Genomic DNA, 21538 nt, shown 5'->3' with positions numbered 1-21538 from the left:
CAGACAGGCTGAAAGATATCCAGGAAATAGTGGACCAGATGAAGGAAGAGTTTATGCACAGGATGAGAGAAGCGGGTCTTGAAAAAGGCGGGTTTCACCGTTCTTTCGTTGACAGCTTAAAAGCAGACACCACCCCGATTCAAGCAAAAATAAAGACAGTTTTAAGTGGGATTATACAAGGCCAGCTAAGGGTATCGGCATGGGACAGGCTTTCCAGAAGAATGCCATACCTTACGCCAGGAACAAGAATTTTCCCAAAACCCAGCATGTGGTTTTTAATAGACGTGTCAGGGTCTGTATCAAAAGATGAGCTGAGTGCAGTGATGTCATCAATAAGAGACCTGCTTGAAAGCAGAACAATAGGCAGAGCCGTAATGGTGACATTTGATGTGGGAGAAACCGGCTTTTTTGAAGCAAAAACAGCAAAAGACTTAAAGAATTTTGAAATATCAGGCGGTGGAGGCACCGAACTGTCCCCAGCAGTTGAAGAAATAAAAAGGTCATTGAAATGGGGAGACATAGTAGCAGTTGCCACAGACAGTGCGCTTGGAGACAATCTAGAAAAGCTAAAAGATAAAATAAAAGACGTTGTAAGAGCAACATCACATCCAGTTATCTGGCTGCACTTTGGCGACGAAAGAGACCTAAACGAAATAATAAATCACATCGGAAACGATATAATACCGATGGTTATAGAGCCCGAAAGGGGAAGAGTTACAATCAAAAATTATAAGAAAGGAGTGCGAATATAATGTCAGCAGTTTCTGATTTGGTTGATATTAGTATAAAAAAATTAAAGTTCAACGAAACAGCAGCTAGAAAAGAGCAGAACGACTTTAAAAAAGCTCTTGAGCGCGCATCATACATGCACAGAATAGTTTTTTTAAATTTTACTGCAGAGGAGATGAAGGAAATTGCTTCGGCTTTCAATTCAAAATTTTATGTGCTTCCTGACGATATAAGAGAAATTGATTTTAGCTTTGAAAACGGCTATGTATTTGTGTATGTAAAATCAAACATTCCTGAGGAGAAGATTGCCATTGTAAAAGCAGTAATACACCACTATGCAGCCTTATGTGAAACGGTATTAAAAGACAGAAAAGTATTTTTTATTGAAGCTTATGAGAAATCAGACGACTTCAGCAAATACAGCTCAATAAAACACCATGTAGACTACAAAATAAGAAAGGAGATGAATTCATGAGCCGCGAATATTCTGCTGAACAAATGAAAAATTTCATAAAAAAGAGGTATGAAGGAGCATTTTTAAGAAAGGCTCCACAGGATGCGCTGTTTGTTGAAGGCCCACCGGGTGTTGGCAAAACTGTAGGTGTAAAAGATGCTGCAAAAGAGTTTGCAAGCAAATATGGGCTTAGATTTGCGGACATAAGTGAAAGTTCAAGCTTAGAATTAGAAAGACTGCTGAACGAGAAAGATGTATTTGTATTTTACGACTTAAACCTTTCAACAAGGGAACCATCTGATATTTCAGGGATTCCGCGTATAGATGAAAGAAGTGGTTATGTATATATGATTCCGCCTCTATGGGCGAAACTAATGGAAAGGCATCCAGGGATACTTTTTATAGATGAAATCACCAATGTCCAGCGTCCAGATCTTTTAACAATAGGATTTAAGCTAATAGGAGAAAAGCTGGCAGGTGATTCAAAACTTAACAATAACATCATGATTATCACTGCAGGGAACCCCAGAGAGCACAACTATTTAGCAAATGCACTTCCTGCTCCGCTTATAAACAGGATGCAGGTTTTAAGAATTAAAGAACCTTCAAAAGAAGAATGGTTCAATTATGCGAGGCAGAGGTACCCGGAAATACCGGCTGACATAACAGCATATATGAGCAGCACAGCAGCGCGACCTGTAAAAGTCTCAGAGGAAGAAGCGTACACCACACCGCGTTCATGTGAGAAATACCTAAAAATCCTGTCCGACATACTTTATATAGAGCCCAACATAGACACACGCGAACTTTCAAGTATGATGGAAGGCATTATTTCACAGGAGGACCACTACGCATTTATGGGTTACTACAAGGAAAGAAACACCATAATCAGGTACCTGCAGGAAGGGAAAGAAATAAGTGATCCGGCAGCAAGATGGGCAGCATTTGTTTATCTAGGCAGCTTAATAAGGGAATACTATAACACATACAAAGAAGGTTCGAGCGAAACGTTTATAACCCGCCACGGCATAATAGAAAAAGAAAGGCTGCCGGAAATAGTAAAAAAAGCAGCATCAAGCCAAGAGGAGCACCTGGTCCCTCTGGTTCTTGGGGCACAGCTTTTCACAGCCGGCCAGTCACCATTGGAATCCTACAAGCCTGCCTTATTCTTAATAGAGCTGGCAAACGGCAGAGGTATAGAAGAAGCTTTCAAAGAGGCCCAAAAAGAAAGAAACCTCACCATAACAGACTGGCATAACGAGTTTGAAGAGCATGTCAGTGAAGTTTTCAAAGGCCATGCTGTAACAGAACCAGCAAAAGCCACTGCAAAAGCTGTACTGCGTTCAGCAGTAAACCAATACACATCTGTCCTTGAAAATATATTAAAAAGAACAATAAGAGTTGATGAAAGCGTAGAAAAATATATAGGGAAAGAAGCTGCAGATCAGCTCAGGCGCTTCTATAAAGAAGACTTTACAACACATTTGGAAACAACACCGGAACAAACTGTAGATGCGATAATACTAAAAAGAAAGCAGCCCAAAAACAGCATAAATATATAGGCTGAAGCAGCAAAATGCATCTTGACTTTTTAAATAAAAAAGTTTAAAATAACATTGAAAGGCAAATTAAAACGAAAGCGAGTGATTTTTATGGATAAAAATAAATTTGATGAAATATTAAAAGAGGTTCAGGAACTAAGGGAAAAGGACAAATACTTTGACGCTCTGGCAAGAGCAAAAGCAATAGCAGGGATAAGATACAGCAAAGCATTTTATGACGAAGATCCGGAAGCTGTGCAGTATAACAAAGGAGTTTATGACAGTATAGATAGGGTTTTAGATGCATACTATAAATCACGATATATAGACAAAGAAGAGCTGACAAAAGAAAAAATTGAAGCGCTAGAGGAATTTATAAAAATGCTGAAGCAGCGCGGTTTCTGGCATGACTTTCCTATAGCAGATGCTGAAGAGTTTTCCGAATAGAAAGCCGGGAAATATTTCTGAAATCTAAAGGTCTCCGGCTTTTTCTTCCCTTTCGAAAAATCAGATTTTCAGACAATTGTTTTCACAAAGAGGGGTGAAAAATATGCCAGCCCATTATTTCATAAGAACCCGTATCAGCAAGAAGGGAAATATTTTGTGGGAGCTGGTAGACAGCCATGAGAAAGTTGTGACAATGAGCCCTTATAAGGAAAAAATACTTGATATTATCAATAAGAAAATAAGATATTTAGAAAACTGGCCCAACGGGCCCAGAGAAATAGATATAGAAGATAACAAAAAAATTGAACGCATTATTTCTCAGAGGCAACCGTGGCAGTCAGCTAATTTTGCAATTGCAAAATGGCAGGGGTTGTTACAAACAGCAGACGTTGCAAAATACCTAGGTGTATCAGAAAGCTGGGTGCGCAGAAACCTCAAGTACACAGAGTGGCATCACTCCTACAAACAGAAAGGCGATCATGGGAAAGCATTTTTTTACGACACTGAAGATGTAATCATACATCTTGCGGAAGATAAGAAAAAATTTAATAGGCTTTTAAAAATGTCGTACAGCTGCTATACAGAACTTTGCAAACTAATTAATAAGCCTGCGAATATTAATAATCTTGGATGGTACAAAAAAGTAAAAGAGTATCAAACTTTAACGAAGATTAAGTAAAGAAAGAGTTGGACTGGGAATATTTCCCGGTTTTTTTTATTTTTAAAACAAAAGGAATATTGACTTTTTAAATAAAAGCATTTAAAATATTAAGTAACAGAACAAAAGGAGCTGATAGTATGGCAGTCAGAAAAATAAACAGGGAATTCCACACATATTACCTTGAGCTTCCATATATAAACAACCAAAGGATAAACATTCGTTTAACAGTAAACCGAAAAAAGCAGACACCTTTGAAAGCTGAAATAGACTACAGCCGTACCACGGTAAAACCTGAAAAGGCAGAGCAGCTGCTGTCAGATATACACTGGGTTATCAAAAAAAGGAACGAAAAAGAGGACATAATTTCCCCGATTATCACCACATGGGAGCAGGATGACACCTTAATAGCAGCGTGTCTTGACAAAAAATACAAAATCAAAAAGGCATCCATTAGGGAGCAAATAGACCTTACTGAAGATGACGCTTTAGAAATACCTGATAATGACAGATTTATATGCTGGTGGCCGGATCCTGAAATATGGAACGAATTGGAAGGATATTTAAAAATGGCTCCAGTCACAGAAATAACACTTCCATTTTTTACTTTTAACGAATTTCACAAAAGGCCGGACATAGAGGCTGATACAGCAGCGTTCATTAAGAAAATTCAAGCAAAAGAAAGTTCAGCGAAAAAGATTGAAAATAAAATTAAGGAATATAAGTCCAGAAAGTATGCAGAATATCTGCACAGGCTGAAAACAGCAGCATTGTTTGGAATAAAAAATAATATTGACGTAAAAGTGACTCTGGCAAGTGTTGAGGAAGCACTAGAATTTTTTAAAAGAGAAAAAATGGATCCTTTAAGCAGCACATCATGGGCCGCGGCGGCAGATGTTTTCCCTTCTATGGAAGAGTATGTAGTAGAAGAAGGGGTCATAGAGCCAATCCGGAGCATGAGCAGTCTGAGTGCAGTGGTCTATGGAATAAGCTATATGCCCAAAATTAATCCTGTACCGGATGCTGTCAGAATAATAACTTATGCTGATAAAAGACCAATTTTTAACACTGTAATCTGGTTTAACCCTGCTGACATAGAAACAGCTAAAGAAGAGAGCAGTCAGATTATTATGGATGAGCTGGACAGACTTGGAGTAGAAGAAATATATTTTGAGGAATCTTTTTTAAGCTTTAAGACTCTTGCAGCATCAACTACTGGTACATGGGGGCAGAAGGATTTATGATCAAATTGATAATTCCCCGTAGGATTAAGAATAAGACTTACGACAAAGATTTTGCATACATATTATGGGAAAAACTGGGGGTTACAGGAAATATGCAGATCATACCGCACGAAAATACAATAGAAATATGGCTTGATGCAGAGCAGAACTTAACACCTTCTATGGTTAAAAGAAAACTTCCACCTTTGCTTGCAGAAACATCTACCATTGAGGAAACAAACTGAGCAGGTTTTTACCTGCTTTTATTTTTTTAGCGCAATCTTTTTTATTAAAAAAAACAACAGGAGGGGTTTTTGTGATAAATCAAAAAGAACTGTATAACGAAAACTTTTTGTACACCGAAAGCAAAGAAGAGCTTGAAAGTTCAGAAGAAATAGACATTGTAAGCTTATACTTAAAGCAGGCAGGAGAATTTCCTCTCTTAAGTTCTTATGAAGAAAGGGAGCTAATAGAAAAAGCAAAAAGTGGCAACAGAGAAGCAAGACAGAGGCTTATAGAATGTAATTTAAAGCTTGTAATCAGCATAGCCAAAAAATATGCAAGCAGTCCGGAGCAGTTGATGGACCTTATCCAGGAAGGCAATATTGGGCTTTTAAAAGCAGTGGAGAGATTTGACCTATCAAAAGGTGTAAGATTCAGCACTTATGCCGTATGGTGGATAAGACAGACGGTAACAAGAGCTGTTCAAAACGGTTCAAAAACAGTAAGGCTGCCTGTGCATGTGGAAGAAAAGATAACAAAGTTCTACAAAACAAGAGAAAGGCTGTCCCAGGAACTTGGTTATGATCCAAACATAGAAGAAATAGCAGCAGAGATGGGAATTCAAACGGAAAAAGCAGAAGAACTTTATTCACTGAGCGGCTTTCCAGTATCCCTGGATATGCCTGTCGATGATGACGAAACAACACTGCTGGGGGACTTAGTTCCCCATCCACGCCCTGAAGATCCGGAAGAAAAACTGGAACAAGAAAATTTGAAAGAACTTTTAAAGAAAGCTCTGGACAGGCTGCCTGAAAGGGAAAGAGAAATCCTTACAGTAAGATTTAACCTCAATAATGAATATGATTACAAACCGTCACTTCGTGAAACTGCAGAAAAATTCAACTTATCAAGGGAAAGAATAAGACAGCTTGAGAAAAGAGCTTTAAAGAGGCTGAGAAGATACAAAGAAATTCAGGAAATTAGGAAGCAGTTTTTTAAAACATGAAAGGGGTGTATCAAAATGGAAGAAAAAGATAACAGCCTGGGATATTTAGCGGTCTTTTTCATGATTGTTTTCCTTTTTATGCTTTTTGCTTTTTCACTGAAGCTTGCCGGGGCAGGAAATAGTTTCAATGATGCTGTTTCCAGCTTTATTGCAAACCGCATAGAAGGGAAACCGCTTAATGCTTTAGAAAAAAAGGAGTAATATATTTCGCAATAATCACTGCGGGTACGGCAGCAGCAGCAGGTGGTGGCTGGTTTTTCTTTGGCAGCTACATAAAAAATATAAAGAGGAAGAGGCTTCTCCAAAGGCGCTACGCATCACAGCACGGTTCATCTGAATGGGGTTCGCTTAGAGAAGTGAAGCGGATACTGGGCAGTGACGGGATAGTACTCGGCAGCACAAAAAGGTTTTGGAAAACAACACCTGTACGGCTGAGCGCCAGGTATTCATATGAGCATATTGCGGTAATAGGACCAACGGGATGTGGCAAAAGCAGTACTTTTTTATGCCAAACCTATTGCTGCTGCCCGAAGGCGTATCAGCAGTAGTGACAGATCCGAAAGGAGAACTGCAGGCAGTCACATCAGATTATTTGAAATCGCGAGGCTGGGAGATCCAGGTTTTTGCTCCAACTATGCCTGAGATTTCATATGGATATGACCCTTTACGCTGCATCAACAGCGAGATGGAAATAGCAGACATAGCGGATATAATACTGAAGAACGGATACGATCCTGAAGGGAGAGGCGGGGATACGCAGTGGATAAACTTCAGTGCTCCCCTATTTGAGGCGGTTTTGTATGCAGCAAGGTATAAATATGGTCCGAAAGCCACAGTAGATAAGGCGGTACACATGGTAACGGATTATCCAGAAGATGAGCGTGCAGAAATGTTCAAAAGAATAGGCGGTATGGCTCTTAACAGATATTTAACATATCTTCAAAGTATAGAATCACCTGAAACAGCAGGGTCCATACGAACAGTTCTGACGGCTTCGGTAAGAGTTTTTGGAAGACCTGATGTTTTGAGGGCAGCCTCAAAAGAACCCCTAATAGACTTCAACGCTTTAAGAGAGCATCCAACAGTCTTGTTTGTGAGGATACCGGAGCGTAAAGCACACATATTAAAACCTCTAATGGCAACATTTTTCTGGCAGCTTTTAGAGCACATAGCAGACGTAGACGGACTTCCAATATACTTTTTCCTTGACGAATTTCCGAACATAGGTAAGATTCCAGGTTTTGCATCAATGGCAGCAACATTAAGGTCAAGGAAAATAAGCTTAAATGTTGGAATACAGGGTATTGAGCAGCTTGCAAGAGAGTATTCGGAACAGGAACAAAAAGATATATTAAACAATCTAAAAACCAAGATATACTATTCAGGTGCCAGTGGAGAAACAGGCGAGTATGCAAGTACACTGGCAGGATATGCAACGGTAAAAGAAAAAGATATGGAGCAGAGAGTAGAACTTTTAAGTGCAGCAGAGCTGAGAACAATTCCGGAGCATATGGTTTTGGTAATGACAAGAAACTTTCAGCCCTTCTTCTTAGATGCACTGCACTACAGCACAGTCGTAAAAATGTACAACATTAAAAATGTCAAAGTGGTATAGCAGTTTGAAAAAAGGAGAGATAAAAACATGAGCAATCCTTTTAAACGCGAACAAACGCTAAAACAGTTGGGATACAGGCTTACCTTTGCCACTGCAGTTCTCGTGCTTGATCTGATTCTATTACGTTTTTCCTTCAGCAGTACTTTTGCTGTAAAAGAAATTATTTTGGCTCTAAACTTTGCGGCACTGAGTGCAGTCTTTACCGGGGCATGTAAACTGTTTTAAACCAACTTTTTAAAGGAGTGAAATCTATGGACGTGAAAAAGCTTTTTGTTACAGACTGCAGAGGGCAGATATATGAAGCAAAAATTTTTTGTGAAGAAAAGGAAAAATACTATGAAATATGGAAAGTACTTCATGAAAGCGTTCAAAAAAATTTTCCATTAAAGATCGAAACTTTAACATTTATAAAAGACTGGTCCGGATGGCATTTAAACATTTTAGAAGAAGATGACTTCGGAAATATCATACGGGAAGAAACTATAAAGCTGCCGGGGGAAACATCTGAAGGCGAATATATCACTTTTGACAAAGGAGAAGCAGAAATAAAAGGCAGAGGAGTGATGGCAGTTTGACGGATGCAAAAAAGATATCGCTGTACGTACTAACGGGTATTTTTTATCTTCTTTTTTCTATCTGGGCATTTGTGCCTCTTGTAAAACTTCACAACGCATACAAAGGGTACGTTGTTGGGATGCAGCCGCCGAACACATCTTTTTTAAAGGCAATGTACAGCAATCCTCTTTTAAGTCTTAAAGCACTTACAGAGCCGGGTGTACTGGGTGAGTGGCTCATAATTACAGTACTATCTGCAGTTTTGCTTGCTGCTTTAATATTTGTGCTCAAAGAAACAGAATATGAGCAGAAAGGTGTAAAATACCTCAAAGAAGATGGAACTCATGGTACATCCGGCTGGATGACAGAAAAAGAAGCACACAAGATAAAGGTTTTAAATAGAAAGATACTCGGAATAGGGATAAACAGAGGGCTCATTTTTGGCACTTTAAATGGGAAAGAGGTAACACTGCATCCCGATGCACCTCTTAACAGAAATGTAGCAATATTTGGTTCACCTGGCAGCATGAAATCTGTGGCATACGTGAGAACAAACATACTGCAGCTTGCGCAGGGAGGGCAGAGCATGGTAATAACAGATCCTAAAGGTGAGCTTTTTAAAGACATGGCACAGTTTTTAAGAGACAGAGGATATAACGTTAAGCTCTTTAATCTTGTGAACATGGCATATTCTGATCGCTGGAATCCACTGGACGTAATAGTTGATGATATAGATGCGCAGACCTTTGCAGACGTCATAATAGCAAACACAAAAGTAGCAGCGACAAAATCAGGAGACCCGTTCTGGGACAGGGCAGAACAGAACCTTTTAAAAGCACTTGCACTGTATGTAGCAAAAGAGTATCCTCCTAACGAAAGGAACTTGGCAAGCGTTTATTCACTGCTGGCGCATCCGGAGCCCAGGAAAATAGATATGATATTCAAATCACTGCCGAAGGACCATCCGGCAAAGATGCCGTATAACATATATTCGCAGGCTAACGAAACTGTCAGAACAGGTGTAGTAATAGGACTCGGCACAAGGCTTCAGGTATTCCAGAATAAGTTAGTTCAGAAGCTTACAGAGGTAAGCGATATAGACTTAGAACTTCCGGGCAAAGAAAAATGTGCATACTTCTGCATAATAAGCGACATGGATTCCACATTTGATTTTCTTGCGGGTTTGTTTTTCTCATTTTTGTTTTTAAAACTTATCAGATATGCAGACATGTACGGCATAAACGGACAGTGCAATCCCAATGTATACTTTCTGCTTGATGAGTTTCCCAACATAGGAGCAATTCCTGATTTTACTAAGAAGCTTGCAACAATGCGCTCAAGAGGAGTTCACTCATCGATAGTATTTCAAAACATAGCCCAGCTCAAGAACAGGTATCCCAACGATGCATGGCAGGAAATTATAGGCAGCTGTGATTCAAAACTGTTTCTGGGATGTACAGATACAGCTACAGCAGAGTTTGTTTCTGCACTCTTAGGCACTGCAACAGTTGAATCGAAATCAAGGACAAAAGAAGCAGGATTTGAAGGAGTATTTGACTTTGGCAGAGTTACCATAAGCGTTCAAAAAAGGAACCTTTTAAATCCGGATGAAATAATAAGATTTGACCCTGAAAAAGCAATACTGATACTAAGAGGTCAAAAACCTCTTCAGATAAAAAAGATGCCTTACACCCAGCATCCTCTTGCAAAATATGTGAAACCTATACCTGTAAGTTCTTATACGCCTGAATGGTCAAAAGAATTCAGAGAAGGATATTCAAACGGAAGAGGGAATGGAGAAAATAATACCACAGCAGTAAGAGATACAGATGAGGAAAAACAGTATGTCCAAAGAGAATCTGAAGGAACAGAGCAAACTATTCATGGTAATCCCGATGAGTCCACAGCAAATACTTTATTAGAGGATACTGTCAAAGAAAATTCAGCAGAAAACGAAAGAAAAGAAAACAGGCCGGTAAAGGAAAGCAAAAAAGACAAACCCCATTTTGAGCTTACAATAGACTTAGAAAGCAACAAAGAACTTGCCAGAATGCTTAAAAGTACAGGCGGAGACAAATCAGAAGACATCGGTAAAGATGAAAAAGAAAGTGAAAACAGCAAAAAACATAAGAAATCATCTGTATGGTAAAAACACAAATGCTGTTTGCTTTTTTAACAATTTGACTGCAAAAACTGCTCTTATGGGCAGTTTTTATATTTTTTAAGCACGCAGGAGGAACAGGGAGGTGAGATGAATTAAAAACACATCTTTGAAAGTGCTTTACCTTTTGCTTTTAAACGCAGCAGATGGATTTTTAACATATTATGGCACATCGCTGGGGATAATCAGAGAAGCGAACCCTCTCATGAGAACTGTTGTCAACAGCCCGGTCAAGTTTTTTTCTGTAAAAATCGTACTTTTATCTGCAGTACTTTTAACTGCATGGCTGACATTAGAGAAAAAACAGCAGCCCTCTTCTATGCCAACAATTTTGGTACTTAACACAGCAGTTTTTGCATACACAGCAGTACTTTTTCTGCATCTTTACTGGCTGTCTTCAGTATTTTTAACATTACTGTAAAGGGGTGTTTTAAAATGCATGATGAGGAATTCAAAATCGAATTTCTTGACAATGAAGAAGAGTTCAAAATTGAACTGCTAGAAAATACTGAGCATCAAAAAGAACAAATTGGGCAGGACAACATATCTGAAAAGAAAGTCAAAAAAGAAAAAAGGATGCAGCAGAGCAGCCAGCAGTTCAAATGATTTCTGTAGAACTTCTTAAAGAACATGAGCTCAATAAAGAATTTTTCGACGACATAGAAGGCGAGCAGTGGCAGTATTTTATCGAAAGCATAAAAACCAGCGGAATACTTACGCCTCTAATAGTAACCGAAGACTATACTGTAGTATCCGGTGCACAGAGGTTAAGGGCAGCAAAAGAGCTTGGGCTTAAAGAAGTTCCCTGCATTGTAAAGAAGTATGAAGATAAAGACGGCCTAACAAAAGAAGAGTGGATAATAAAAGAGCTTTTAGAGGTAAACTACCGCCAGAGGGGAATAGCCAATTTAAACCCTATCAAAGCGGCAAAAGGTTTTATGGAACTTGAAAGGATATATCAAAAATACAGAGGCGAAAAGAATCAACCTGTTTATGAAGCGCTGCAGATACCAAAAACCAGCTATTTCAGGTTAAAAAGACTCAATAAGCTGATACCGCCAATACAGCAGCTTGTGCAGGACGGGAAGCTTACGCAGGCGGTTGCTTATGAAATTGCCTACCTTGAACCAGCAATACAGGAACTTCTTTACAAAGCGTTAAAAGAAGACATAACAGAAATCAGCAAACAGGAAATAGAAGTAATCAAAGAGAAAGCAGAAAAAGATGTGCAGGAACTTGTCGAGCAGCTCAACGCACTAGAAAGAGAAAACCGCAAAAAAGACTTAGAAATACAGCAGAAAGAAGATAAAATAAAGGAGTTTGAATCCTTAATCAAGCAGTATAAAACGGCACTGGAAATAACGAATGATGAAATCAAGAAACTGCAGAACCAGACTGTAAAAGAAGTAAGGGTTGTACCGGACTCTATAAAGCAGGAACTTGAAAATTTGAAAAAGCAGCGTGAAGAGATGCAGCTAAAGCTGGAAAGTATGACAAAAGAATTGGAAAAAGTAATACAGGAGTATGAAAAAATCAAAGAAGAAAAAGAAACATATCAAAAACTGCTTTTTGAAAAAGAAAAAGAAGATTCTGAGGCAGCCAAAAAAGTAAAGAGGCTTATGAGTTTAATGACAGAGCTAAACAGTGAGCTTATAAGCTTTAACTTTAAAAATGAGGGATTAAAGCTGTCCGAATTTGAAGGCTTAAAATCACTTGCTAGACAGCTCATAAGCAAACTTAAAAATATTATAAAGGAGGAGTGATTTTATGGCTGATAACAAAACAGTTTTAGGTGAAACACTGAGTTTATCCAGCCCTGAGTGGGCGCCTATTATAGCTTCAAAAACACAAGACCAGATTTTAACAGCAAGAATTTCAGGTATTGAAAAAATAAAAATAAACGATCAGGTTATGGAGTGTGCAGTAGTATTTTATGGAGACATAAAGGTGTATATACCATTTGAGTGGATGGGGATACCGCGAGAGGATTGGACAATAGTGCGTTCAATGATGGGGACAGAAATAGACTTTGTAATAAGGCACATAGACGCTGCAAGGAAGATAACACTGGCAAGCAGAGAATATGCAATGAAGTTAAGAAGGGAACTGGAGCTTCCCAAACATAAGGTAGGGGATAAAATACTCATAAGAATCGACGCAGTAGGCAAAAACGAAGTAATTGCAGAAGTATATGGAGTAGAAACAAGGATCCCGAAAACCGAAGTTGAATACGGATACGTAGGGAATTTAAACGATTACGTTCAGGTCGGAGATAAGGTACCAGCAGTGATAAAAGAACTAGACATAGAAAAAGGAATTGTTAAAGTATCAATAAAAGAAGCAAAGCCGGATCCGCGTGAGAAGATAGGGATAAAATACGTAAAAGGCGGGGAATATCTAGGAGTTGTAAGAGGGCGCAGGATATTCCCCAAAAAGGATGACATAGTAGAGCTCATATTTGTAGAGCTCGAAAAAGGGATCACTGCAGCGTGCATAACACCACCGTGGAAAGCAGAGAAGCTTCAGGATTTAAAACCGGGTGATACGGTAAATGTTAAAATAGTCGGTATATCAAGAAGCAAAAATATATATGGGCACATAATAAGAAAGCAGAGGAAAGGAGCAGTGTAGGGTTGCTCCTTTTCTTTGCTGCCGGTCTGGAGTGCTACAAAAGTCGTAAACACTACAGATAGTTGATTTTGTTAAGGAAGAGAGGTAAAATAAAAGCAGGAAAAATGTAGTTGGGACGGTAGTGACGGTCCCCTCCGGGAGACCCTCCGGCAACGGGCAAAAGGGTCGCTCGCACCGGTGTAGTCCGGCAGGCGCGTGCGCCTGCCGTTGGAAGCCCTACCCCTTTAGGGGTAGGAAGGAAGTCACGTGGCAGTGCCTTAAGTTTAGCAGCAACGTGTGCTGCAAAATGGTAAAGGATAATGGATGAAAAATAAGCAACTGCAATTGCTAGAAGGCCAATTTTCCAGTTTCCAAAGATAAAAGTAGCTATAATAGACCCAACTAAAAGAAAACTAAGACCTGCATCAATTTTTTCTTTTTCGAACCTCGCAGAAATCCGTTTAAAACTATTAAAAAAACAACTAAAACTAAAAAAGCAAATAAAATAATAATCATTAAAATTTCCTCCTACTACTCCTGAATAAATTCGGGACATCCAGTCACAAAAAATTGTGAAATTGAAAATTATGGTAACTCGGCAGAATTGCAAAAGAAAGGAGAGAAGTAGTAATGGGGAAAACTCAAACTTATACATTTGGAGTATCAAAACGCGAAGCTCACGATTCCACGATTTTTTATTCGCGTGAATTGTTTAAGGGATTAGAGAGTCCTATGGAAATACTTAACTATATAACAAAAAATATTCATTTACGAGAAAATAACAATAATATTAATGCTTTGCCGTGTGTAGAGTGGGTAGACAAGATTTACTGTCAATCAAGTGAAAATATGTTTCAGATTCCAAACGAAAGTATAGCATTGGCATTTACTTCGCCCCCTTATAATAGCGGCAAAGAATATGATAAAGATTTACGTTTGGAAGAATACCTTTTATTACTCGCTAAAGTTGGTAAGGAAGTTTTTAGGGTTCTCAAGAAAGGCGGAAGATATGTTATTAATATTGCTAATTTGGGGCGAAAACCCTACATCCCATTACACAGTTTTATATATATCACGCATATGGAAATTGGTTTTAAACCAGCAGGAGAAATAATTTGGCAAAAAAGTAAAGGTGCCCGTGGAAATTGTGCATGGGGAAGTTGGCTTTCTGCAAAATCTCCACGAATAAGAGATATTCACGAATATTTACTTGTTTTTGTCAAAGAGGATTTTAGTAGACCTGATAAAGGCATATCTACTTTAGAAAAAGAAGAATTTTTAGATTACACATTGTCAGTATGGGAAGTACCGCCTGAATCAGCAAAAAAAGTAGGGCATCCAGCCCCTTTCCCTGTCGAGTTGGCATCGAGAGTAATAAAGCTTTTTACTTATAAGAATGATGTTGTGTTAGATCCGTTTGTCGGTTCAGGAACTACATGTGTTGCAGCAAAGAAGTTAGGTAGACATTATGTTGGATACGACATAAGTGAAGAATATTGTAAGATTGCTTTAAAAAGATTAAACGAAGAGGGGCAGACAAATGAGTAATGAGACTATTTTAAGAGAATTGTTTACAAACTTACAAATAACTCAAAATTTATGGAGTAAGGATGTTGAAAAAGGTTTTTTTGAAATATACTTAAATAATAAAAAAATACCTCCTGAGAAATTATTTTATAAGTTAATGGAAAATGGGATGGAAAAATATTACGCATACTATCCGCAAAAATTATCTAAAACAATCGACAAAAAAGACACCCTTCAATCAAGAAACAGTTACATAGGGGAATATACTGAAAAATTCGTAAAATATCTTTTTGAGCAGTTAAAAGTGGTTAAACAAAATAATCTTTATGTGAAAAATAAAGTTGCATGTGAAGAATTAGGATTAACTTCCAAAACCCCAGCAGATGTCATAATATCACTTAAAGAAGAACCTTTGTCTAAAGAGGATATTCTTTTAATTGGTGAAGTTAAAATGTCTATTGTATGGAATTGGTCTTATAATCCTGATAATAAGGCTAACCTTTTTCAAGAAGAAGGTGATTTTACTGAACATACTGGTCAACCAAGCTTATTGAGATCTGATTCTATGTTAAAAGCTATCGGGAAAGCTGTAAATATTCGGTTAAATAATTTTGACGACATTATACCCGTGATAATTATTTGTAATACACCTATTCAAAACAGTTATGTTTCTAAAATAGATAATTTGTTTTTGAACTATTTTATTCAAGGTATTTTATCTTTAAATCCTCATTTAGAAAATATAAATAAAATAAATAAAGATTACATATTTAATACTCCAACAAGATCAATAGTTACCATAAACAATTTCGAAGAACTTAATAAAATAATTTCTAATCTCATAAGGATGAGGAATGAAAGAAAAAAGCAATTATAAAAATCATTGATGATAACTTTAAAAAGAATCTGAAAAAGCAAATAAAACATTGTAAAAGTGAGGAAGAAATAGTAGAAACAGTCTTACACTTTTTGGAAAGGTAATTTTAAAACAAAAATTTAGCAGCAGTATATCACAAAGCATATTGATTTTTTTAAACAAAAATATTTATAATAAACCTAAAAGCATTAATATACACAAAGAGAGTAGCCCGGAATCCAAAACTGGATAGAAGAAGATTTGGCAACCCCGGACAAATAAGGGGAGTACAAACTATCAATCTTCGCATTAACTACTTCTGGTTATAGAAACAGAGACTTGTCAGCAGGGGTACCTGCTGACAAGTCTGCTGATGGCAGGTAGTTGAACGAGGGTATATACAGTAGAGGGACTTGACATTCCGTGACGACACTCCTAGCTGTAAAGAAGGATTGAATTGTTTTTTTGTTAAAAACTTTTATTGACGTACGTTTTTGTGTACGTTATAATTATCTACAGGGGTGATTTAAATGAAGACGATGCCTGTAACAAAGGTAAGGCAGAACATATATAAAATAATTGAACAGGTGAGAAAAAACAGCGAACCAATCCAAATAACTTCCAGAAAAGGTAACGCAGTTTTGATTTCTGAAGAAGACTGGAACGCAATCCAAGAAACATTGTATTTGTTGTCAATACCCAACTTAAAAGAAAGTATTATGGATGCAGATAAAACTCCATTAGATGAATGGAAGGATGAGGAAGACTTAGGATGGAATATAAACTAAAGTTTTCGAAATATGCTTTAAAAGACGCAAAAAAATTAGAAGAATGCGGATTGGACAAAAAAGCAAAGGAAATTTTAAAAATATTAAAAGAAAATCCTTATCAGAATCCACCTCCTTATGAGAAATTAAAAGGAGAGCTACATGGCAAATTTTCGAGAAGGATAAATATACAGCATAGAATAATATACGAAGTTTTAGAAGAAGAAAAAATTGTAAAAATCTATAGGATGTGGACACACTACGAATAAAAAGTTGGTAATAAACTAACAGGCAAATCTGAAGCCTTTTTTTATTTTATCAGCCCATATCATATAACTTTTCAATGTTGTATAATGGTGGTAGATAAACAAGGAGAAGGAGGCATTAACGATGCCTGAAAGAACACAAAAACTATGCATTATAGACCGCTTTGAAGGTGATTGGGCAGTAATAGAATACGAAGACAGAACGTTCAATTTCCCCAAAGAACTTCTTCCTAAAGAAGCAAAAGAAGGTAATGTACTTAAGTTTGACATTACAATAGACAGAGAAGAAACAGAAAAGCGCAAAAAAGCTATTGAAGACCTTGCAAAAGATTTGTTTGTAGAGGAATAGGGAGGTGTATAAGAGGTGTATAAAATATATGAAAAAATATTATCAATATTTTTATTACTTGTTATGTTAATAATTATATTTAACCCTATCTACACCAAAGCAGATAATATAACTATTACAATAAATGGGCAAAACATCACATTCAATCAACAACCTGTTCTAAAAAACGGTACAACATTAGTTCCTATGAGAGCATTTTTTGAAGCATTGGGCGCAAGAGTAGATTGGGATGAAAGTACACAAACAGTCACAGGCATGAGAGATAATACAATAGTGCAGCTTACAATAGGCTCAAAGAAAGCAAAAGTAAATGGACAAGAAAAAGAACTCAAAGTAGAAGCCCAACTTATAAATGGTTACACATATATACCTTTGAGATTTGTTGGAGAAGCACTTGGCGATGAAGTAATATGGCAGAATGGACACATAATAATAAATTCAAAGAAAGCACCTCCATCAAGCAAATTAACAGTCAGCTATATTGATGTAGGACAGGGAGACAGCATATTTATCCAAACACCTTCAGGTAAAACCATGCTAATAGACGCAGGAGTGCCTGAAATGGGCAGCAGAGTAGTGGACTACATAAGAAGCCGTGGAGTCAATAAAATAGACATAGTTGTCGGTACACACCCTCATGCAGACCATATAGGTGGTATACCTGCAGTGATAGAAAACTTTCAAATAGGTAAGTTTTACATGCCTAAAATAACAACAACCACAAGGACATTTGAAGATGTTTTAAGAGCAGCGAAATCAAAGGGACTTTCAATAAATGTTGCAAAAGCGGGAGTTGCACTGGATTTAGGAAATGAAGTAAAAGCTCAAATGCTGGCACCAAACAGCAGTCATTACGATGATTTAAACAACTACAGCGCAATTATAAAAATAACTTACGGAAACACTGCATTTTTGTTCACTGGAGATGCAGAGAAAGAATCAGAAGAGGAAATGCTGAGCAGAGGATATAACCTGAAAGCAGATGTACTAAAAGTAGGGCATCATGGAAGCTCATCAGCTACAACATGGGCATTTTTAAAAGCAGTCAGTCCAAAATATACTGTAATTTCAGTTGGCAAGAATAATGACTACGGCCATCCTCATAAAGAGACAATGGAAAAATTAAAATTGCTGGGGATAACAGTATACAGAACAGATGAAAATGGTACTATTACTGCAGTAAGCGACGGCAAAACAATCTTATTCAACGTCAAGGCGGGAGATTACACGGCTGGCAGCAGTGGAAACAGCAGTACGTCAAGTACACCTTCATCAAAGACTTTTCAAAGCCTGCCGTACGGCTATTACGGAGAACCGGGTAAAGTATATGTAGACAGCAGCGGCAGGGGCTTAATTAAAGGCAATATCAACAGCAAAGGAGAAAAAATATACCACATTCCCGGAGACCCGTGGTATGACAAAACAAAAGCGGAAGTGTGGTTTAAAACAGAGGCAGAGGCACAGGCAGCAGGGTTTAGGCCGCCTAAAAGATAGCCCTATGATTAGGTATTGGGCTGCTCTTTTTTACACTTTATGTAAACGTTTGCTGCACCGGAATAAATAAAACTTGTCATTTTTTAAAAAAGATGATACAATGCTTTTGAAAAGAAGGCATACTGCTTTTTAAAAGCTAACCAACATGTCCATAAGCGGACATGTAGTTTCTGCAACCTCTTTGTACTAAAAGAGGCATAAATAAAGGTAGAAGCTTTATTACACCGGCAGAAAAAATCTAGTATGTACTGCTGCAGCTATGGCAGCGAGAAATTATCTGCAAATTTGTACTGCCGCCGGAGGGCTGCTGCTGACAGACGGCTGGAAGTAAAAAATTAAAAAAGATTGAAAAAGGAAGTCTAAATTTTAAAGGACTTCCTTTTTATATTTTTGAAAGGAGGGAAAGGATGGAAATATATGAATTGAAAGATCATAAAAGAACAGTAAAAGTTTTTATAGAGGAAAATGGACATATTGCTTTCGAGAAGCCATGGAAGGAAATAGAAGCAGAACTAGTTTTAGAAAAACTTACAAACGATGATTCAAACCAAAGTCTTGAAGCTCAAATTTCAAAATTTTTAAGAAATATTCATAAAGACGACAAAAAATTTTTAAGAAAAATAAAGAATAAGAACGAAGAGCTGTACAAAATTTTTGCAAAAATGGCCCAAAAAAGAGAAAAAGACTATCTGAAAAACTTTTAAGCAATTTAAGCAATTCCGGAGAATTTGTCCAAAAACAAATAATGCGTAGAATACAAAACAAAGTTAAAGAAATGATAAACAAACAAACGATATACAAACGTTCAGAAAGCCGATGGGTCGATCCGGAAAATGAAATATCAGTTTCCTTTACGGATAACGAAGCAAATATACAGCAAACTTCATGGCATATATGGAGTTCAAATGGCAAATGGAAAGGTAACGATACATTATTAAAAGTCACACTACCATACCGCTGGTACAATAAAATATACATTAAGGGATTTGCAGTAGTAGATGGATGGCTTATCTTAGATATAATCGAAAAAATAGACGAAGATAACTACAAAGTTATAGCGGGTAAACAGGGCAGAGGTTTTGAAGTATATCCCGCTCCTGCAGTAATAACCAAAAAGGATAAAAAATGGACAGTTAAATGGATTAAAGAGAGAAAATAATTTTTCTCTTTTTTTATTTCTTAAAGTTTAAAAAATCAAAAAGGAGGATGAAAAATGGAGTTAAAAATTAAAAATCTAGAAATGAAAAATTTCAAAAACCACAATTACTTTAAGATAGACTTTCATCCAGAAAAAACAATTATAGAAGGCGAAAATGCTGCTGGTAAAACATCAATAGGAGAAGCAATAGCCTGGTGTCTTACTGGATGTGATTTATTTGGAACAGAAAATGCCACAACCAGGCTTATGAAGAAAAACAAAACAGAAATGTATGTAAAAGTTACAGTAGAATTAAACAATGAAACATATGAAATAAAAAGAGCAAGAGAAAAAGGTGTTAACGAAATTACAATAAATGGAACAAAAGCTTCACAGATAGATATTTATACAAAGTTTGTACAGGATAAAAACATTTTCTTTTCCATATTTAATCCGCTCTATTTTACTTCCTTATCTCCTAAAAATGCAAAAGAAATACTGATAAAAGTTTTGCCAGAGATTCCAAAAGAAGAAATATTTAAAGACATGCCCACAGAAGCAGTAAGTAAACTTCAAAAATATGATTTTGTAACAGCAAACACTATAATTGAAAAAGCAAGAGTTAGGTTAAGAGAACTAGAAGAAAACATAATATATCTGCAGGGAGTAATAGACACACAAAAACAGCTGCTAAATACAAAGATTCCAGAGGAACAATTCTTTGATGATGAAAACCTCAAAAGATTAGAAGAAGAACTAATAAAGCTTCAAAAGACAGAAATAAACACAGAAAAAATTGAGGCAGAAAAGAAGCTTGCTGAACTAAAAATAAAACTAAATACCGTGCCATTTGAAAAACCGCAGCTGAAAGACACTTCACAGCTGCAGAAGCAAAGAGAAGAACTGCTACAGGAATACTACAAAACAAAAAAAGAAATAGAGCAAATAAAACCGCAGATTATAACATGTAACAAATGCGGAAATAAAATTGAAATGGAAAGTATGGAAAAAAGTTTTCTAATAAAAAGACTAAATCAAATTAAAGAAAAAGGCACAAAAGTAACAGCTGAACTAAAACAAATAACGGAAGAAAATCAGAAACTCATCAAAGCATACGAAGAAAAAGTAAAAGAATATCAGACACAAATACAAAAAGAAATCCAGGATACAGAAAACTATATAAAATCTCTATTAGGAGAAGGCCTCCAAAAAGAAGCAGAAACAAGAGCAAAAATAGAGGAAGTAAAAACAAAAATAAATGCTTTAAAGGAAAGGCAAAAAGAGGTTATAACAATTAATCAGACAAGAGCAGCTCTTATAAAGCAAAAAGAGAAAGCAGAAATAAGACTAAAAGAAGCAGAAAAGAAAGTTGAGATAGCTCAAAAAGAAATAGCAGAACTAAAAGAACTTATAGAATATGCAAAACAGTTCAATGCAAAGAAATTAGAAAAAGAAGCCAAAATCATAGAGCAGTACTTAAACAAAGTATCACTGCAGCTTCAGAAAATAGTGAAAGAAACAGGCGAAATAAAGGACGACTTTAAAATACTATATGACGGTAGAGAGTTTAACATACTAAGTCACTCAGAAAAAATCAAAGCTGGGCTGGAAGTTGCCGGGCTCATCATGGGACTCACAAACATAAAATTCCCAATTTTTATAGATGACGCAGAAAGCATAACATCATATAAAGCACCTGGAACACAAATAATTGAAGCAAAAGTTGCCGCAGGTAAACCTCTTACATCGCTAAACGCTAATATAGACACAACGGAGAAAGAACTGATAGAGGTAGATTTAGATGATGAAACTCCTCAGCTTACAATAGACGACCTGCCGTTTTAAAAAAACAAAAAAAGGAGGAAGCTTCCGGGATATAACACTGGTATCCTGGAGGTTTTATATTTTTTAAACCAATAA

Annotated in this window: 26 protein-coding genes and 2 pseudogenes; 27 read left to right on the top strand and 1 reads right to left on the bottom strand. The window is 36.9% G+C overall.

Going from position 1 to position 21538, the window contains the following annotated elements:
* The first annotated feature begins 38 nt into the window (after positions 1-38).
* The 17 genes from OEI98_RS07665 (at position 39) to OEI98_RS07585 (ending at position 13242) form a co-directional block, all read left to right on the top strand.
* Entirely contained in the window at positions 39-752 is a 714-nt protein-coding gene (locus OEI98_RS07665; RefSeq protein WP_266040621.1) for a vWA domain-containing protein, read from the top strand.
* On the top strand, positions 752-1204 hold the full coding sequence (locus tag OEI98_RS07660) for a hypothetical protein (protein ID WP_266036837.1): 453 nt from the start codon (positions 752-754) through the stop codon (positions 1202-1204). Before OEI98_RS07665 ends, OEI98_RS07660 begins: the two co-directional genes overlap by 1 nt.
* Entirely contained in the window at positions 1201-2745 is a 1545-nt protein-coding gene (locus OEI98_RS07655) for an ATP-binding protein (protein WP_266036835.1), read from the top strand. The genes OEI98_RS07660 and OEI98_RS07655 overlap by 4 nt, the downstream gene beginning before the upstream one ends.
* 90 nt (positions 2746-2835) lie before the next feature.
* Positions 2836-3171 carry a hypothetical protein gene (locus tag OEI98_RS07650; RefSeq protein ID WP_266036833.1) on the top strand — a complete coding sequence of 112 codons (336 nt, stop codon included), beginning with the start codon at positions 2836-2838 and terminating at the stop codon, positions 3169-3171.
* Between the two features lie 103 nt (positions 3172-3274).
* Positions 3275-3850, top strand: a complete 576-nt coding sequence (locus tag OEI98_RS07645) for a hypothetical protein (RefSeq protein WP_266036831.1) — start codon at positions 3275-3277, stop codon at positions 3848-3850.
* Between the two features lie 119 nt (positions 3851-3969).
* Complete coding sequence (locus tag OEI98_RS07640) at positions 3970-5073, top strand: hypothetical protein (protein ID WP_266036829.1); 1104 nt, start codon at positions 3970-3972, stop codon at positions 5071-5073.
* Positions 5070-5297 carry a hypothetical protein gene (locus tag OEI98_RS07635; RefSeq protein ID WP_266036827.1) on the top strand — a complete coding sequence of 76 codons (228 nt, stop codon included), beginning with the start codon at positions 5070-5072 and terminating at the stop codon, positions 5295-5297. Before OEI98_RS07640 ends, OEI98_RS07635 begins: the two co-directional genes overlap by 4 nt.
* Before the next feature lie 71 nt (positions 5298-5368).
* Entirely contained in the window at positions 5369-6280 is a 912-nt protein-coding gene (locus OEI98_RS07630) for a sigma-70 family RNA polymerase sigma factor (protein ID WP_266036825.1), read from the top strand.
* A gap of 15 nt (positions 6281-6295) precedes the next feature.
* On the top strand, positions 6296-6481 hold the full coding sequence (locus tag OEI98_RS07625) for a hypothetical protein (RefSeq protein ID WP_266036823.1): 186 nt from the start codon (positions 6296-6298) through the stop codon (positions 6479-6481).
* Positions 6482-6785: 304 nt separating this feature from the next.
* Entirely contained in the window at positions 6786-7895 is a 1110-nt protein-coding gene (locus OEI98_RS07620) for a type IV secretory system conjugative DNA transfer family protein (RefSeq protein WP_266036821.1), read from the top strand.
* A 27-nt stretch (positions 7896-7922) separates the two neighbouring features.
* A complete protein-coding gene (locus OEI98_RS07615) occupies positions 7923-8120 on the top strand; it encodes a hypothetical protein (protein ID WP_266036819.1) in 198 nt (65 codons plus the stop codon).
* A 26-nt stretch (positions 8121-8146) separates the two neighbouring features.
* Positions 8147-8470, top strand: coding sequence for a hypothetical protein (locus tag OEI98_RS07610; protein WP_266036816.1), 324 nt, complete (start codon positions 8147-8149; stop codon positions 8468-8470).
* Complete coding sequence (locus tag OEI98_RS07605; protein WP_266036814.1) at positions 8467-10599, top strand: VirD4-like conjugal transfer protein, CD1115 family; 2133 nt, start codon at positions 8467-8469, stop codon at positions 10597-10599. Before OEI98_RS07610 ends, OEI98_RS07605 begins: the two co-directional genes overlap by 4 nt.
* Positions 10600-10726: 127 nt before the next feature.
* A complete protein-coding gene (locus OEI98_RS07600) occupies positions 10727-11032 on the top strand; it encodes a DUF5658 family protein (protein WP_266040619.1) in 306 nt (101 codons plus the stop codon).
* 14 nt (positions 11033-11046) lie between these two features.
* Positions 11047-11217, top strand: coding sequence for a hypothetical protein (locus OEI98_RS07595; RefSeq protein WP_266036812.1), 171 nt, complete (start codon positions 11047-11049; stop codon positions 11215-11217).
* Positions 11214-12374: a ParB/RepB/Spo0J family partition protein gene (locus OEI98_RS07590; protein WP_266036809.1), complete on the top strand. Its 1161-nt coding sequence runs from the start codon at positions 11214-11216 to the stop codon at positions 12372-12374. Before OEI98_RS07595 ends, OEI98_RS07590 begins: the two co-directional genes overlap by 4 nt.
* A 4-nt stretch (positions 12375-12378) precedes the next feature.
* Positions 12379-13242, top strand: coding sequence for a 30S ribosomal protein S1 (locus OEI98_RS07585; protein WP_266036807.1), 864 nt, complete (start codon positions 12379-12381; stop codon positions 13240-13242).
* A gap of 52 nt (positions 13243-13294) precedes the next feature.
* Here OEI98_RS07585 and OEI98_RS07580 read toward each other — a convergent pair whose 3' ends face one another.
* Positions 13295-13777 (bottom strand): hypothetical protein, encoded by a 483-nt coding sequence (locus OEI98_RS07580; protein WP_266036805.1) that lies wholly within the window; start codon positions 13775-13777, stop codon positions 13295-13297.
* A gap of 74 nt (positions 13778-13851) precedes the next feature.
* On the opposite strand from OEI98_RS07580, the gene OEI98_RS07575 reads away from it, so the two are divergent.
* The 10 genes and pseudogenes from OEI98_RS07575 (at position 13852) to OEI98_RS07535 (ending at position 21463) form a co-directional block, all read left to right on the top strand.
* Positions 13852-14769 carry a DNA-methyltransferase gene (locus OEI98_RS07575; protein ID WP_266036803.1) on the top strand — a complete coding sequence of 306 codons (918 nt, stop codon included), beginning with the start codon at positions 13852-13854 and terminating at the stop codon, positions 14767-14769.
* Positions 14762-15625 (top strand): hypothetical protein, encoded by an 864-nt coding sequence (locus OEI98_RS07570; RefSeq protein ID WP_266036801.1) that lies wholly within the window; start codon positions 14762-14764, stop codon positions 15623-15625. The genes OEI98_RS07575 and OEI98_RS07570 overlap by 8 nt, the downstream gene beginning before the upstream one ends.
* Before the next feature lie 509 nt (positions 15626-16134).
* Positions 16135-16392, top strand: a complete 258-nt coding sequence (locus OEI98_RS07565) for a type II toxin-antitoxin system Phd/YefM family antitoxin (protein ID WP_266036799.1) — start codon at positions 16135-16137, stop codon at positions 16390-16392.
* The gene (locus tag OEI98_RS07560; protein WP_266036797.1) at positions 16377-16640 is read left to right on the top strand and encodes a Txe/YoeB family addiction module toxin; all 264 of its coding nucleotides are present in this window, start codon (positions 16377-16379) and stop codon (positions 16638-16640) included. Before OEI98_RS07565 ends, OEI98_RS07560 begins: the two co-directional genes overlap by 16 nt.
* Before the next feature lie 121 nt (positions 16641-16761).
* Positions 16762-16986, top strand: coding sequence for a DUF3006 domain-containing protein (locus OEI98_RS07555; protein ID WP_266036795.1), 225 nt, complete (start codon positions 16762-16764; stop codon positions 16984-16986).
* 63 nt (positions 16987-17049) lie between these two features.
* Positions 17050-17397: pseudogene (locus OEI98_RS15070) on the top strand (copper amine oxidase N-terminal domain-containing protein); the annotation flags it as partial.
* Between the two features lie 54 nt (positions 17398-17451).
* Positions 17452-18225 (top strand): annotated as a pseudogene (locus tag OEI98_RS15065) (ComEC/Rec2 family competence protein); the annotation flags it as partial.
* 662 nt (positions 18226-18887) lie between these two features.
* Positions 18888-19184, top strand: a complete 297-nt coding sequence (locus OEI98_RS07545) for a hypothetical protein (protein WP_266036791.1) — start codon at positions 18888-18890, stop codon at positions 19182-19184.
* A gap of 71 nt (positions 19185-19255) precedes the next feature.
* Positions 19256-19639 carry a hypothetical protein gene (locus OEI98_RS07540; RefSeq protein WP_266036789.1) on the top strand — a complete coding sequence of 128 codons (384 nt, stop codon included), beginning with the start codon at positions 19256-19258 and terminating at the stop codon, positions 19637-19639.
* A 54-nt stretch (positions 19640-19693) separates the two neighbouring features.
* Positions 19694-21463, top strand: a complete 1770-nt coding sequence (locus OEI98_RS07535) for an AAA family ATPase (RefSeq protein WP_266036787.1) — start codon at positions 19694-19696, stop codon at positions 21461-21463.
* Positions 21464-21538 lie beyond the last annotated feature (75 nt).

It is taken from the genome of Thermoanaerobacter sp. RKWS2 (genome assembly GCF_026240795.1).
GTDB classification, from domain to species: Bacteria; Bacillota; Thermoanaerobacteria; order Thermoanaerobacterales; family Thermoanaerobacteraceae; genus Thermoanaerobacter; species Thermoanaerobacter ethanolicus.
This window is presented reverse-complemented; position numbering and strand designations above follow the sequence as displayed.